We start from the raw sequence: 16,935 nt of genomic DNA on the forward strand, positions 1-16,935 counted from the left end.
GGTGAGGCATCTCCATGGTTCGGTCGGTCGGGCAGCGGTGTGATGAGACGCTCGAAGCGGTGTGCGCATGACCCGCCCGGCACGTGTTCGGCCGACCCGAACCAGGCGGCCGAGAGTCACCACGCTGCCGCAGCTGATGGCGACCGCCGTCGAGGCGAACCCCGGCGGCATCGGTGTCACCTTCGCCGACGCCACCGGCACGCTGACCGAGCTGAGCTACGCCGAGCTCGATGAGCGGTCGACCCGGCTGGCCCGGCTGCTGATCGGCCGCGGTGTCGGGCCGGAGGACCTGGTGGCCGTCGGTATCCCGCGGTCGATCGAATCCGTGCTCGCGGTCTGGGCGGTGGCCAAGACCGGCGCCGGATTCGTGCCGGTGGATCCGAACTATCCGGCCGACCGGGTCGAGCACATGGTCGTCGACTCCGGCGCGGTCTTCGGGCTGACCGTCGCCGCCGTCCGTGACGAACTGCCGGACCGGGTCGACTGGCTGCCCATCGACACCGCCGACTGCGCCAGGCTGCTCGACGAGTTCCCGGCGGACCCGGTGACCTACGTCGACCGGGTGCGGCCGCTGCGTGCCGAGCATCCGGCCTATGTGATCTACACCTCTGGATCGACCGGCAAGCCCAAGGGCGTCGTCGTCACCCAGGCCGGCTTGTCGAGTTTCTGCGACGAGCAGCGCGAGCGGTACCAGGTCACGAGTGATTCGCGGACTTTGCATTTCGCGTCGCCGTCGTTCGATGCCTCGGTGCTGGAACTGCTGCTGGCGATCGGCGGCGCGGCCACCATGGTGGTGGTGGCGCCGACCGTGTTCGGCGGCGAGGAACTGGCCGCGCTGATCCGCCGAGAGGGTGTAACGCACGCGTTCATCACCCCCGCCGCGCTGGCGTCGGTGGACCCGACCGGTCTGGACGAGTTGCGCGTGGTGGTCGCCGGCGGCGAGGCCTGCCCGCCGGAGCTGGTGCGGCGCTGGGCAACACCGGTGTCCGGCGGCACCAGGGAGTTCTTCAACGGGTACGGGCCGACCGAGACCACGATCATGACGAATATCAGTGCGCCACTGGTCCCGGACGCGCCGGTGACCATCGGCGCACCGATCCGCGCGATCACCGAATACGTGCTCGACGAGCAGTTGGTCCCGGTGCCGCGCGGTGCCGTCGGCGAGCTGTATATCACCGGCGCGCAGCTGGCCAGGGGATATCACGATCGGGCAGGGCTCACGGCCGCTCGTTTCGTCGCGAACCCGTTCGACGCCAACGGGTCCCGGTTGTACCGGTCCGGCGACCTGGTGCGCTGGACCGATCACGGCGAACTGGAGTATCTGGGCCGCAACGACTTCCAGGTGAAGATCCGCGGCTTCCGGATCGAACTCGGCGAAATCGACGCGGTGCTCGCCGCGCACGAGACCGTCGACTTCGCGGTCACCGTCGGGCACAACCTGGACAGCGGCGCAACGATTCTCGTGTCGTATGTGCATGCCGCGCCAGGAATGGCCGCGGATGCCGCCGAACTGGCCGGTTTCGCCGAGCAGAGCTTGCCCGCGCACATGGTGCCCACGGTGGTCATGGTGCTCGATACGATCCCGCTGACCCCCGTTGGCAAGCTGGACCGGGCGGCGCTGCCCGCGCCACGGTTGCAGACCAAGGTGTTTCGGGCGCCGGTCGGTCCGCTGGAAGAGCTGGTCGCCGATGTCTTCGCCGAGTTGCTCGGCCCGGGTGCGCCGGTCGGCGCGGACGACAACTTCTTCGAGCTCGGCGGCAATTCACTGATCGCGACGCAGGTGGCCGCCCGGCTCGGTGCGGCCGTCGCGGCGCGGGTGCCAGCGCGGCTGATCTTCGAAACGCCGACGGTCGCCGGGCTTGCCGAGCGGTTGGAGCCATTGAAGGGCGCCGATGACCGGCGTGCGCTCGCGCCGATGGAGCGGCCGGAGCATATTCCGCTGTCGCTGGCACAGCAGCGGATGTGGTTCCTGAACCAGTTCGACCCCGCGTCGGCGGCGAACAACATTCCGTTCGCCATTCGGTTGTCCGGGGCGCTGGATGTGTCGGCGTTGCAGGCCGCGATCACCGATGTGATCGAACGGCACGAGACGCTGCGCACCGTGTATCCCGCCATCGATGGCACCGGCTACCAGGTGGTACTCCCGGCCGCACAGGCTGTTCCGGACCTGGCGCCGAAGCCGTTGGCCGAGCACGAGCTGGTGGACTGGCTGCGCGGGTTCGCGCTGGCCGGATTCGATGTCGCCGCGGCGGTGCCGCTGCGCATCGCGCTGGCCGAGCTGTCGCCCAGCGAGCACGTGGTCGTGGTGGTCGTGCACCACATCGCCGCCGACGGCGCCTCGGTAGCGCCGTTCCTGCGTGATCTGCTCGGCGCGTTCCTGTCTCGGCGCAACGGCGCCCCGCCCGCCTTGGCGCCGCTGCCAGTGCAGTACGCCGACTACACGCTGTGGCAGCGGGAAGTGCTCGGCGACGAGAACGATCCCGATTCGGTGGCCGCGGCGCAGATCGCGTACTGGCGCGATGCCCTGGCGGGCATCCCCGATCGGCTCGACCTGCCCGCGGACCGCCCGCGTCCGGCCGTCGCCTCCGGTGGCGGCGCGGAGTACACCTTCGAGGTGTCCGCCGAGGTGCATCGCGGGCTGACCGACCTCGCCCAGCGGGCGGGCGCTTCGGAATTCATGGTGGTGCACGCCGCGTTCGCGGCACTGCTCGCCCGGCTCGCCGGGACCGACGACATCACCATCGGCACGCCGGTCGCGGGCCGCGGTGAGCGTGAGCTCGACGGGCTCATCGGCATGTTCGTCAACACCTTGGTGCTGCGCACCACGATCGATCCCGGCGCCTCCTTCCACGACCTGCTCGCCGCCACCAAAGAGACGGACCTGGCGGCGTTTTCGCATGCCGAGCTACCGTTCGAGCGGTTGGTCGAGGTGCTCGACCCGGTGCGTTCGCAGGCGCACCACCCGCTGTTCCAGGTCGCACTGTTCTTCCAGAACATGAGCAAGGCCCACGTCGAGCTACCCGGATTGTCCGCGCACGCGGTCGATTTCGACGGTGCGGTGGCCAAGTTCGATCTGCAGTTGACCGTCGTGCCCAAGGAAGACAGTGGGTTCTCCGCGCAGTTCACCTATGCCACGGAGCTGTTCGACGAGACGACGATCGCGCAGTTCGCGCACCGCTTCGAGCGGCTGCTCGCCGGGGTTGCGGAGCATCCGGAGCGCGCCGTCGGTGAGATCGATTTGCTGGCGCCCGCCGAGCGAGCGCGGATTCTGCTCGAGTGGAACGAGACCCGGCACGCGGTTGCTCCCGAGCTGCTGCTGGACGGGTATCGGCGGGCGGCGGCGGCACATCCGCGGGCCGTCGCGCTGGACTACGAGGGCGCGACGCTTACCTATCGCGAGTTCGATGAGCAGGTCAACAAGCTTGCCCGGTTGTTGATTTCGCAGGGAGTCGGCGCGGAGTCGCTGGTGGGATTGGCGATCCGGCGTTCGCTGGACCTGGTCGTCGGCATGTACGCGATCGTCACGGCAGGCGGTGCGTATGTGCCGTTGGATCCGGATCATCCGGCCGAGCGGATCGCGCACATTCTCGATACGGCACAGCCGACCTGCGTGCTGACCACGTCGGCGGACGCGATCGAGGTGCCTGCCGGGATCACGGTGCTCACCCTGGATTCGGTGGATACCAGTGGTTTCGACGGTGCGCCGGTCCGGCAGGAGGAGCTGCTGCGACCGGTGCTGCCGCAGCATCCGGCCTACGTCATCTTCACGTCCGGCTCGACGGGGCGGCCCAAGGGGGTCGCGGTCTCGCACGCCGCGATCAACAACCAGATCGAGTGGATGCTCGCGGCGTACCCGCTGGATGCCGACGATGTGTACCTGCAGAAGACGGCGACGACCTTCGACGTATCGCTGTGGGGCTTCTTCCTGCCACTGCGGGCCGGGGCGAAGCTGGTCGTGGCCACCCACGATGGCCACCGCGATCCGGCTTACGTCGCGGAAACCATTGCCGCGCAGCGGGTTACCGTCACCGACTTCGTGCCGTCGATGCTCACGGTATTCGCCGCGCACGTCGAGGCGGGTTCCTGCCCGACGCTGCGCGATGTTTTCGTGATCGGCGAGGCATTGCCGCCGGAGACCGTCAACGCGTTCCGTGCGGTTTCGGCTGCCGAGGTGCACAACCTGTACGGTCCGACCGAGGCTGCGGTGTCGGTGACCTACTGGCCCGCCGATGGTTCGGACACCCGTTCCGTGCCGATCGGCGTGCCGCAGTGGAACACCCAGGTGTACGTGCTGGACGGCCTGCTGCGACCGGTGCCCGCCGGCGTGCCTGGCGAGCTCTACCTCGCCGGTGATCAGTTGGCTCGCGGGTACGTCCGGCGTCCCGACCTGACCTCGGATCGTTTCGTGGCCGACCCGTTCGGTTTCGGCGGACGCATGTACCGCACCGGCGATTTGGTGGTGTGGCGCGACGCCACCGCCGGACGGTCGCATCGGCTGGACTACATCGGCCGCACCGACTTCCAGGTCAAGTTCCGCGGCCAGCGCATCGAACTCGGCGAGATCGAAACCGCGCTGCTGGCGCAGCCTTCGGTGAACCAGGCGGTGGCGCTGGTGCGCCCATCCGCGCTCGGTGACCAGCTGGTGGCCTACGTTGTTGCCACCCCTGGACATTCGATCGAGCAAGCGGAACTGCTCACGGCTGTCGCGGAAACACTTCCGGCGTACATGGTTCCGACGGCGATCGTCGCGCTGGACGCCTTGCCGCTGAACCCCAGCGGGAAGCTGGACCGCAAGGCACTACCCGAGCCGACCTTCACCGCGCGGGAATTCCGCGCGCCCGCAACGCCGGTCGAAGAGATCGTTGCCGAGGTGTTCGGTGAGGTACTCGGACTCAACCGGGTCGGTGCCGACGACGACTTCTTCGCCCTCGGCGGCAACTCGCTCATCGCCACGCAGCTGGTGGCTCGATTGGGTGCCGCAGTGGATGCCAAGGTTCCGGTGCGGACGCTGTTCGAGACGCCGACGGTGCAGTCGCTGGCCGCCGCAATCGAATCACGCACCCACGGCGAGCGGGGCGTGCTGCTCGGCAGCATCGCCAGGCCCGACCGGTTGCCGTTGTCGCTGGCACAGCGGCGGATGTGGTTCCTCAACCGGTTCGATCAGGCCGAAGGCGATGTCGCGACGGCTGGTTCGGCCGCCTACAACCTGCCGTTCGCGCTGCGGCTGACCGGTGCGCTGGATGTGGCCGCGCTCGGTGCGGCCCTCGACGACGTGGTGAGCAGGCACGAGGTGCTGCGCACCGTGTATCCGGAGACCGCGGACGGTCCGGTGCAGGTCGTGTTGCCCGCGAGCCGGGTGACGCTGGACGTCACCGCCCGCCCTGTCACCGCGGCCGAGGTCCCCGGCGAGGTGTACGCGCTGGCGTCGACGCCGTTCGACGTGACCGGTGAGGTGCCGGTGCGCGTTCGGCTGCTCGAAATCACCGACGGCACAGCGGGATCGGACTATGTTCTCGCGGTGGTGGTGCATCACATCGCTGCGGACGCGTCCTCGATGGGGCCGCTGGTGCGCGACGTCATGATCGCCTACGCCGCGCGGACCGCGGGCGAGGCACCCGGGTGGGAACCGCTGCGGGTGCAGTACGCCGATTACGCCCTGTGGCAGCGCGCGGTCCTCGGCGACGAGACCGATCCTGAATCGATTGCGGCACAGCAGATCCTGTTTTGGCGCAAGCGGCTTGCCGGGTTGCCGGACCTGCTGGAGTTGCCGACGGACCGGCCGCGGCCCGCGATCGCGTCGATGGCCGGTGCGCGCGTGGACGTACAGATCGATGCGGCCACGCACGCTGGACTCGTCGACCTTGCTCACGCGCACGGCGCGACGCTGTTCATGGTCGTGCACACCGCGCTGGCGGTGCTGCTCGGCCGCTTGTCGGGTTCCGGCGACATCGCCATCGGCACACCGGTGGCGGGTCGTGGTGAACGCGAGCTCGACGACTTGATCGGCATGTTCGTCAACACCGTGGTCTTCCGGGCCACCTTCGATGGCGGCGAATCCTTCACCGATGTGCTCGCGCGGCAACGCGATACCGACCTGCAAGCGTTCGCGCACGCGGATATTCCGTTCGAGCGGTTGGTGGAGGTGCTCAATCCGCCGCGCTCGACGGCGCATCATCCGCTGTTCCAGGTGGGGCTGTCCTTCCAGAACATCGCCCGCACCGCACTCGAACTACCCGGCCTGACCGTTGCTGGTGTCGACGCGGATCTCGATGTGTCGCAGTTCGATCTGCATCTGATCGTCGGGGACAGTTACGACGAGTCCGGCGCGCCCACCGGCATCGGTGGGTTCTTCACTTATGCCACGGATCTTTTCGATGCCGCGACGGTGCAGGGCTTCGCCGAGCGGTTCTCCCGGATCCTCGCCGCCGTCGTAGCCGATGCCGCGACGCCCGTCGGCGATATCGACCTGCTCGCTGACGAGGAACGCCGCGCCGTCCTGTCCACCTGGAACGAGACCGTCCACAAGGTCGATACGGCCGCGACACTGCCGTCGTTCCTGCAACGGTCGGTCATGGCCGCGGCACCCGAGGCAGTCGCCGTCGTGGCCGACCTGCCGGACGGCTCCCGCCACGAGCTGACCTACGTCGAGCTGGACGCACGGGTGAATCGGCTTGCCCGGTATCTGATCTCGGTGGGTGTCCGGCCGGAGACGCGGGTGGCGCTCGCCTTCCGCCGGTCGGTGGACCTGGTGGTCGCCATGTACGCGGTCGCCAAAGCCGGTGGTGCGTACGTGCCGGTCGACCCGGACCAGGCTGCCGAGCGCACCGGCTACATCCTCGACACCGCGGCACCGGTGTGCGTGCTGACCGACGAGGACGCGGCCTTCGACACCGATGTCGCGCCCGTGCTGCGGATCGACGAACTCGCATTGAATTCCTTTGCCAGCGGCCCGCTTTCGGACAAGGAGCGGCTCGCGCCGTTGCGGCCCGAGCACACCGCGTACGTGATCTTCACTTCCGGATCGACCGGTCGGCCGAAGGGCGTCGCGGTCACGCACGCCGCCATTGCGAACCAGTTGCAGTGGAAGACAGCAGAATTCGGCCTGTCCGGCCACGACGCCGTGCTGCTCAAGACGGCGGCGACTTTCGACCTCTCGGTGTGGGAGTTCTGGTCGGCCGTGGTCTGCGCGGGCAAGCTGGTGATCGCCGCGCCGGAGGGGCACCGTGATCCGGCCTACCTCAATGAGCTGATCACCAGAGAAGGCGTGACGACGCTGCATGTCGTCCCGTCCATGCTCGATGCCCTGCTGGTGCACACCGGGACCGAATCCGTGCCGGAGCCGTCGCCGTTGCGGCGCGTGTTGGCCATCGGCGAGGCGTTGCCCGCCGCGCTGGCGCAGCGCTTCCTGGCGGCGCGTCCCGAGGTGGCTCTGTACAACCTGTACGGCCCGACCGAGGCCGCGGTGTCGATCACCCGGCATCGAGTGACCGAGGCCGATCAGGGCTCCGTCGCCATCGGTGCACCCGAGTGGAACAGCCAGGTCTACGTGCTCGACGCTCGGCTGCGGCCGGTGCCGGTCGGCGTCTCCGGCGAGCTGTATCTGGCGGGCGATCAGTTGGCGCGCGGCTACTTCGGCCGCGCGGATCTGACCGCGGATCGGTTCGTGGCCAACCCGTTCCGGTCCGGTGCGCGGATGTACCGCACGGGTGACCTGGTGGCCTGGAACCGCGACGGTGAGCTGGAGTACCAGGGCCGCACCGACTTCCAGGTGAAGATTCGTGGCTTCCGGATCGAGTTGGGTGAGATCGAGGCGGCGCTGCTGGCGTTGCCCGAGATAGCGCAGGCTGCGGTGATCGCCAAGTCCGATCCGAAGACCGGTGATCGCCTGGTGGCCTATCTGGTCGCAGCGGAGGTCGGGCAGCCGGATGATTCGGCCGGACTCGATGTGGCGCAGGTGAAGTCGGCGCTCGGCGCTGCGTTGCCGTCGTATATGGTGCCGTCGGCGTTTGTGGTGTTGGATGCGTTGCCGCTCAATGTGAACGGCAAGTTGGATCGGAAGGCGTTGCCGGAGCCGGAGTTCGAGGCTCAGGTGTTCCGTGCGCCCTCGACCCCGATCGAGGAGATTGTGGCGTCGGTGTTCGCCGAGGTGCTCGGTGTCGAGCGGGTCGGTGCCGACGACGACTTCTTCGCGCTCGGTGGTAACTCGCTGCTGGCCACTCAGGTCGCGGCTCGGATCGGTGCCGCGCTGGATTCGCGTGTCCCGGTGCGCGCGCTGTTCGAGGCCTCCACCGTCGCGGGCCTCGCGGTCAAGGTCGAGCACACCGCTGGCGAGCACGCGCGCAGCCCGCTCGTCGCCCAGCCGCGCCCCGACCACATCCCGCTCTCCTTCGCCCAGCAGCGCATGTGGTTCCTCAACCAATTCGACACCACCGCGGCGGTATACAACATCCCGGTCGCCATCCGCCTCTCCGGCGACCTGGACGTCGACGCGTTACAGCAGGCCGTCACCGATCTCGTGGCGCGCCACGAGATCATGCGCACCGTCTACCCGGAGACATTGGACGGTCCGGAGCAGCGCGTCCTGGCGCCACATGAGGTTTCGGTCGATCTGGCCCCCGCGCAGATCGGCGAGGAACGCGTCGCGCACGAGGTGCAGCGCATCGTCGCCGCCGGATTCGATGTCACCATCGAGGTGCCGTTCCGTGCGCGGTTGTTCCAGCTCGCGGGCAGCGAATACGTGCTGGTGTTCGTCGCGCACCACATCAGCGCCGACGGCTGGTCGATGGGCCCGCTGACCCGGGATCTGATGCTGGCCTACGCCGCCCGCAGCGGCGGTGAGGCACCGTCCTGGGCGCCGCTGCCGATCCAGTACGCCGACTACGCGCTCTGGCAGCGCAGCGTGCTCGGTAGCGACGACGATCCCGAATCCCCGGCGGGAGCGCAACTCGCCTACTGGACAAGGGAACTCGCGGACCTGCCGGACGAGCTGAACCTGCCTACCGACCGGCCACGCCCCGCCGCACAGAGTTTCGCGGGCGGCAAGACGAACTTCGTCGTCGACGCCGACGTGCACGCCGCGCTGGTGGCCTTGGCCAAGCAGCACAACGCGACCCTGTTCATGGTCGTGCACACCGCGCTCGCGGTGTTCCTCGCTCGCATGTCCGGCACCGAGGACGTCGCCATCGGCACCCCCATCGCGGGCCGCGGCGAGGCCGAGCTCGACGACCTGATCGGCATGTTCGTCAACACGCTGGTGTTGCGCACCCGCGTCGCCCCCGGCCTCGGCTTCACCGAACTGCTCGCCGCCAACCGGGAGACCGACCTGCGGGCCTTCGCCAACGCGGACACCCCGTTCGAGCGACTGGTCGAGGTGCTCGATCCCGAGCGCTCCGCGGGCCGCCACCCGCTGTTCCAGGTGGCACTGTCCTTCGAAAACCTCGCTGCCACCAGCTTCGAACTGCCCGGCCTGAATTTCGCCGCGCTGGACCCGGCCGCCGATACCGCCAAGTTCGATCTGCTGCTGACCATGCGCGAGCAGCGCACCGAGACGGGTGCCGAAGCCGGGCTCGCCGCCGAATTCACCTATGCCCGTGACCTGTTCGACGAACACACGGTCGCCGAGTTCGGTCGCCGGTTCCGCGGCATCCTGGCCGCAGTCGCCAAAGACCCTGGCACCGCGGTCGGCGACCTGGAGGTGCTGGACGAATCGGAGCGGGCCGACCTGGTCTCGCGCAGCGGCGGCGAGGCCGCACCGCCACGCACCCTGCCGGAACTGATGGCCTCCGCGGTCACCAGGAATCCCACCGGCGTCGCCATCGTTGTCGGCGGCCGCTCCTTCAGCTACGTCGAACTCGACGCCGCCTCTTCGCAATTGGCACGCACGCTGATCGATCGCGGCGCGGGCCCGGATGTCCTGGTGGCCGTGGCCATCCGGCGCTCGGTCGAGTCGGTGCTCACGGTGTGGGCGGTGGCCAAGACCGGCGCGGCGCTGGTGCCGATCGACCCGACCTATCCGGCCGACCGCATCGCGCACATGGTCGCCGATTCCGGTGCGGCACTGGGTGTGACACTGACCGCCGAGCTCGGCGACCTGCCCGCCATGGCCGGTGGCCGCCCCTGGCTGGTGCTCGACGATCGCGACTTCACCTACGATGTCGCCGCCCGGTCGGATCGCCCGATCAGCCTCACCGAACGCCACGGCCCGGTCCGGAGCGGCAACGCCGCGTACGTCATCTACACCTCGGGCTCCACCGGGCTGCCCAAGGGCGTCGTGGTCACCCACGCGGGCCTCGCCAATTTCAGTGCCGAGCAGGTGGAGCGCTACGAGCTCGACCAGTCGACGCGCGCACTGGCTTTCGCCTCGCCGTCGTTCGACGCGTCGATGCTGGAATTGCTGCTGGCGCTGGGTTCGGCCGGTGCGCTGGTGGTCGCGCCGCCGCTGCTGTTCGGCGGCGACGAACTGGCCGCACTGATCCGCGACGAACAGGTCACGCACGCCTTCCTCACCCCGTCGGTACTCGCCTCGCTCGACCCGGACGCGCTGTCCGGCATGCGCGCGATCGTGGCGGGCGGCGAGGCGGTGCCCGCCGACCTGGTCGCCAAGTGGGCGGGTGCCGAGAACCGGCGCTTCCACAATGGTTACGGGCCCACCGAGACCACGATCATGACCAACATCAGCGACCCGCTGCGACCGGGGGAACCGGTCACCATCGGCGGTCCGATCCGCGGCACGCGGTCGCTGGTGCTGGACAGCAGGCTGCGCCCGGTGCCGGAAGGTGTTGCGGGCGAACTGTATCTGGGTGGCATCCAGCTGGCTCGCGGCTACCACGCCAGGCCCGGACTCACCGCGGCTCGATTCGTCGCGGACCCCTATGGACAGCCCGGCGAGCGCCTCTACCGCACTGGCGATGTGGTGCGCTGGGGTCGGGCGAACGATCGCCCGGTGGTCGAGTATGTGGGCCGCAACGACTTCCAGGTGAAGGTACGCGGTTTCCGCATCGAGCTCGGCGAGATCGATGCCGCGCTGGCCGCGCAACCCGGCGTCGAGTTCGCGGTCACCCTCGGCCGCGAATCCGGTTCCGGTGCCACGATGCTGGTCTCCTACGTACTGCCCGCCAAGGGCGCGACGCTCGATGTCGCCACGCTGACCGGACAACTCGGCACGATCTTGCCGGAATACATGGTGCCGACGGCCATCGTCGTGCTCGACGAGATCCCGCTGACACCGGTCGGCAAGCTGGATCGGCGGGCCCTGCCCGAACCGGTCCTGGAGACAACGGTTTACCGCGCACCACAGACCAAGGCGGAACTGACCATCGCCGAGGTGATCGGCGAGGTGCTCGGCATCGAACGGGTCGGGCTCGACGACGATTTCTTCGCACTCGGCGGCGACAGCATCGTCTCCATCCAGGTGGTGTCGCGATCCCGAGCCCGCGGCGTGCTCTTCTCGCCGCGTGACGTTTTCGAATCCCGCACCGTCGCCGCGCTCGCCCGCGCCGCCGTGGTCGAGGACGGTCCGGGCGACGAGTCGGGCGACCTGCCGTTGACCCCGCAGGCGGCCCGGTTGCTCGACTTCGGTGTCGAGGTCCGCGCCATCGCCCTCGATGTGCCGGAGAGCTGCGCCGTCGAAGCGGTGCACACCGCGGTCGGCAAGGTCCTCGATCAGCATCCGATGCTGTGGGTCCGGCTCGACCGCGAGGGGGACACCCCGGTGCTGCGGATCCCGCCGGTCGACGAACGCACCGGCGAGGCGTTCCGCAGGCTCGACCCGCAGCACGGCGAAACCTCGCTGCCCATCGATGATGTGGTGCATGCCGCCGCCGCGGCACTCGATCCCGAACAGGGACGCAATATCCACTTCGTGCTGACCGGCGGGCTCGAGGGCCGGTCGACGCTGATCGTCGTCGCCAACGGCCTTGTCGTGGACGATGTTTCCTGGCGCACCATCGTCGACCAGCTGACCGTCGCCTGGAGCCGGGGCCGCCACGCGGCGCCCGCGGCCCCGGAGTCCGGCCTCGGCGTGCTCATCCGCGCGCTGTCGGCGCGGGCGCACGATCTGCGGACCGTCGGCGAATTGGGTTGGTGGGAGCGGACCTTGGGTTCCGTACCGGAGGGCACCGTCGCCGATGGACGGGATCTGCGCACCCGCAGCCGGGTGTCGCTGACCATCACCGCGGAGGGTGCCGCCGCGGTGGCCGCCGCCGCGGCCGCCTATCACGCCGCCGTGGACGACGTGCTGCTGACCGCCGTCGCGCTGGCCCTGCAGACGTCGGCGGAGGAATCCGTCACCCGCGCCCTCGGCTCGGTGATCCGGTTGTCCGCCGACGAGCGGTCGGCGACGAATGCCGACGAGAGCATGGTCGGCGGATTCACCACCGAGTACCCGTTGCCATTGCGGCTCACCAGGATCGACACGGCCGACGCGCTGGTCGGCGGCCCCGCCGCGGGCGCGGCGCTGGCCCAGATCAAGGAGTTGCGCCGCTCGGTGCCCTCGCGCGGTGTCGGCTACGGCCTGCTGCGCTACCTCAACGCCGACACCGCCGCCGACCTCAGCGCGCTCGGCCGTGGCCGATTCGCGCTGCGCTACCGGGATCTGCGTCCGGCCCGGGTGCACACCGACACCGCGGCCGACGACCTGCTGCTCGACCTCACCGTCGACGCCACCGACGACGGCCTGCTGGCCCGGTTCGACTATGCCGCAGCGGTGTTCACCGGCGACCAGGTGAAAACCTTTGCCGAGCACTGGATCCGGGCACTCGGCGGCCTGGCCGAGCACGGTCTGCGGCCAGACGCGGGCGGATTCACGCCGTCGGACTTCGAGCTGGTGCGCCTGAAGCAGCCCTGCATCGACCGTCTCGCCGCCACCTACCCGAACCTCGCCGATGTGTGGCCGGTGACCCCGTTGCAGTCGGGCATGCTGTTCCACGCGCTGCTCGCCGAGACGTCGGTGGACGTCTACACCACCCAGTTCGTCCTCGATCTGGGCGGCGCGGTGGACGCGGGCCGGATGCACACGGCCGCGCAGGGCGTGCTCGACCGGCACGACAACTTGCGTGTCGCGTTCGCCGAGGACGCCGAGGGCAATCCCCTTCAGGTCGTGCAGGATTCGCTCGACGTGCCGTGGCGGCTCATCGACCTCGGCCAGCTCGAGCCCGGTGCCGCCGACGCGGAGCTGGCCAGGATCAAGGCGGCCGACCTGGCCGACCACTTCGACATGCGGACCGCGCCGCTGCTGCGGTTCACGCTGATCCGCTCGTCCGCCGACGCGTACCACCTCTTGGTGACCAGCCATCACATCCTGATCGACGGCTGGTCGATGCCGCTGCTGATGAAGGACCTGCTGACGCTCTACGCGCTCGGCGGCAATTCCCGGCATCTGCCCAAGGTCCCGTCGTACCGGAACTACCTTGCCTGGCTGGTTGCCCAGCAGGCCGACGCGGCGCGCGCGGCCTGGCGCAGCGCGCTGGCCGGCATCACCGAGCCGACGCCGCTGGCACCGGTGGACCCGGGCCGCGAAATCGCCGCCGGGGTCGGCGAAGTCGGCTTCGAGCTGGCACAGGCCGACACCACCGCGCTCACCCGGCTTGCCTCGGGTCTCGGTGTCACGGTGAACACGGTGGTGCAGGCGGCCTGGGGTCTGCTGATCGGCCGCAGCGTCGATCGCGACGATGTCGTCTTCGGCGCCACCGTGTCCGGCAGGCCGCCGCAATTGGACGGCGTCGAGAGCATGGTCGGCCTGTTCCTCAACGCGATCCCGGTGCGGGTGCGCCTCGGCGCCACCGACACCCTCGGCGGGTTGCTGCGCCAGCTGCAAGCCGAGCAGGCCGGGCTGCTGGACCACCACTACCTCGGCCTGAGCGATATTCAGGAAACCATCGGCGTGGAAGGGCTTTTCGACTCCCTCGTGGTGTTCGAATCCTTCCCCGTCGACCGCGACGGCTTGGACAAGGCCAGCGCGATCGACGGCATGAGCGTCACCGGCGTGGGCGCGGTCAACGGCACCCACTATCCGCTCACCGTGATGGTGGTGCTGGACAGTCAGCTGCGGGTCTCGGTGAAGTACCTGCGCGACCTGTTCGACGAACCAGCGGCAGCGGCGCTCGCGCAACGGCTTTCGACGCTGATCCAGCGGTTCGTGACCAACCCGCAGGCCCGCATCGCCGACATCGATGTGTTGCTCGACGGCGAACGCGCCGAGCTGGCCGCCCGCAACGCCACCGAGGTGCCGGAGCTGCTGGACGACGCGACGCTGCTCACGCTGTTCGACGCTCAGGTGGCGCGCACGCCGGAGGCGCCCGCGGTGCGCTACGGCGACGTCACGCTCAGCTACGCCGATCTCGACCTGCGCTCCCGGGCGCTGGCCGCGGAGCTCGCCCGGTGGGGCGTCGGTGCGGAATCGCTGGTCGGCGTGGCCATGCGGCGCGGCATCGACCTGGTCGTCTCGATCTACGCGGTGCTGCGGGCCGGTGCGGGCTACCTGCCGATCGACCCGGATCATCCGGCCGAGCGCAGCGAGTACGTGCTCGGCAGTGCCGCTCCCGCCTGCGTGCTGACCACCACCGGCGACGCGTTCGACACCGACACCGATGTTCCGGTCGTCGCGGTGGACACGCTCTACCTGCCACTGGACGCGATCTCCGGAGCGGACACCGCCGTTCACCCGGACAATGTCGCCTACGTCATCTACACCTCGGGTTCCACCGGCCGTCCGAAGGGTGTGGTGATCACGCACCGCCAGATGGTCAACCAGTTCCGCTGGGCGCAGCGGACCTACTCGCACGACACCGCCGACGTGGTGCTGCACAAGACGCCGATCACCTTCGACATCTCCACCTGGGAACTGTTCTGGCCCTTGCAGACCGGCGCCTCGATCGTCGTCGCCGAACCGGACGGCCATCGCGACCCGGCGTACCTGGCCCGGACCATCGCCGAAAACGCCGTCAGCACCGTGCATTTCGTGCCATCGATGCTGGATGCCTTCCTCGGCCCGGAGACGGCGGCGCAATACCCGGCCTTGCGGCGCGTGTTTGCCGCGGGCGAGGCGCTGTCCGGCGAGACCGCGACGACCTTCGCCGCCGCCGTACCGGCCGCCCGATTGGTGAACTGGTACGGCCCGGCCGAGGCGACGGTGGTCACCGACTATCCGGTCGAAGACCCTGCCGCCGTTGCGGTTCCGATCGGCACGCCGGTCGCCAACACTCGCGTGCACGTGCTCGACCGCCAGCTGTGCCCGGTTCCGCCCGGTGCTGCGGGCGAGCTGTACATCGCCGGCGTCCAGCTGGCCCGCGGCTACCTCGGTGCGCCCGCCCTCACCGCGGAGCGTTTCGTCGCGCACGAGGGTGGTGCGCGCCTCTATCGCACGGGTGACATCGTGCGCTGGCGCGGCGGTGCGCTGGAGTATCTGGGCCGCAGCGACTTCCAGGTGAAGCTGCGCGGCCAGCGAGTCGAGCTCGGCGAGATCGAAACCGTGCTGCTCGGCCACCAGTCGGTGCGGCACGCGGCCGTCGCCCTCGTCCATGGCGGCACCGGCGACCGCCTCGTCGCCTACCTGGTCGCGATGCCGGGGGAGGCCATCGACGAAGCCGCGGTCCTGTTGCACGCGCGCAGCGCCCTACCGTCCTACATGGTGCCGTCGGCGGTCCTCGTCCTCGACGCGCTGCCGCTCAACGCCAGCGGCAAGCTCGACCGCAAGGCGCTTCCGGTCCCCGAACTCGCCGCCCGCCCATACCGTCCGCCGACCACGCCGCTGGAGCGGACCATCGTCGAGGTCTTCGCCGACATCCTGGCCGTCGATCAGGTCGGCCTGGACGACGACTTCTTCGACCTCGGCGGCAACTCGCTGGTGGCGACCCGCGCGGTCAGCCGACTGCGCACGCTCACCGGTGCGGAGATCCGGGTGCAGTGGTTCTTCACCGACTCCACCCCGGCGGCCCTGGCCACCCGCATCCTGGCCGCACTCGCCGGCGATCACGACTACGACCTCGACTCGAACACCGCCCTCGGCGTGCTGCTGCCCATCCGCACCCGGGTACCGCACGACACAGCCGCCGCCGAGCCGCTGTTCTGCATCCACCCGATGTACGGATTGTCTTGGTGCTACGCGGGTCTGGCCCGTTACGTGCCCAGCAGCAGGCCGATCTTCGGGCTGCAGTCGCCCGCGCTGTCGGAAGACGGTTACCTGCCCGCCTCGCTGGCCGAGATGGCGAGCCGGTATGTCGCGGAGATCCGCGCCGTCCAGCCGACCGGCCCGTACCGGCTGCTCGGCTGGTCGCTCGGCGGTGTGCTGGCCCACGCCATCGCGACGGAGTTGCAGGCGGCGGGGGAACAGGTCGCGTTGCTCGCGATGCTGGACAGCCACCCCGACATCGACGTGACGGACTTCCGTGCGGCGATCCGCGAGGCACTCGGCGAGCTCGGCATCGGCGCCGACGCGCTGCTGCCGACCGACGGCGACATCCACGATCTCAGCGACGACGCACTCGCCGCGCTGCACGCCACCATCCCACCGGACATGGCCGTGCTCACCCCGGAACGGGTGCGCCGGATCTACCGCAGCGCGGTGCGCTCGGCCGAGCTCATCGCCGAGCATCGACCAGAGGTGTTCCACGGCAGGCTGGATTACTACAGCGCGGCCGGTCACGAGACAGCGGCAGCCAGCTGGCAACCGTTCGTCGACGGGCGTGTCGAAGATCACCCGGTCGGTGTCGCGCATGATCAGATGACCTCGCCGGAAGCACTGGCGGAGATCGGTCCGAGCCTGTCCGACCTGCTGATGCCGCGCGCCTGGTCGGCAACGCCGAAGGTGGGTCGGGCGTGAGCGAAACGAAGCAACTCAGGCATGATGGGGCAACGCTGTGGTAACGATGACCTCTGTTGTCACGACTACATAGGCCGTATGGTCTGGCGTGGTGTGTCCAGGGCATCCACCGCAGGCAC

Annotated in this window: 1 protein-coding gene; it reads left to right on the plus strand. The window is 69.4% G+C overall.

Features of this window, described 5'->3' with window-relative positions; translation table 11 throughout:
* The first annotated feature begins 61 nt into the window (after positions 1-61).
* Positions 62-16,816 (plus strand): non-ribosomal peptide synthase/polyketide synthase, encoded by a 16,755-nt coding sequence (locus KV110_RS04325; protein WP_423710052.1) that lies wholly within the window; start codon positions 62-64, stop codon positions 16,814-16,816.
* Positions 16,817-16,935: the final 119 nt, after the last annotated feature.

This window comes from Nocardia iowensis (genome assembly GCF_019222765.1).
Classification (GTDB): domain Bacteria; phylum Actinomycetota; class Actinomycetes; order Mycobacteriales; family Mycobacteriaceae; genus Nocardia; species Nocardia iowensis.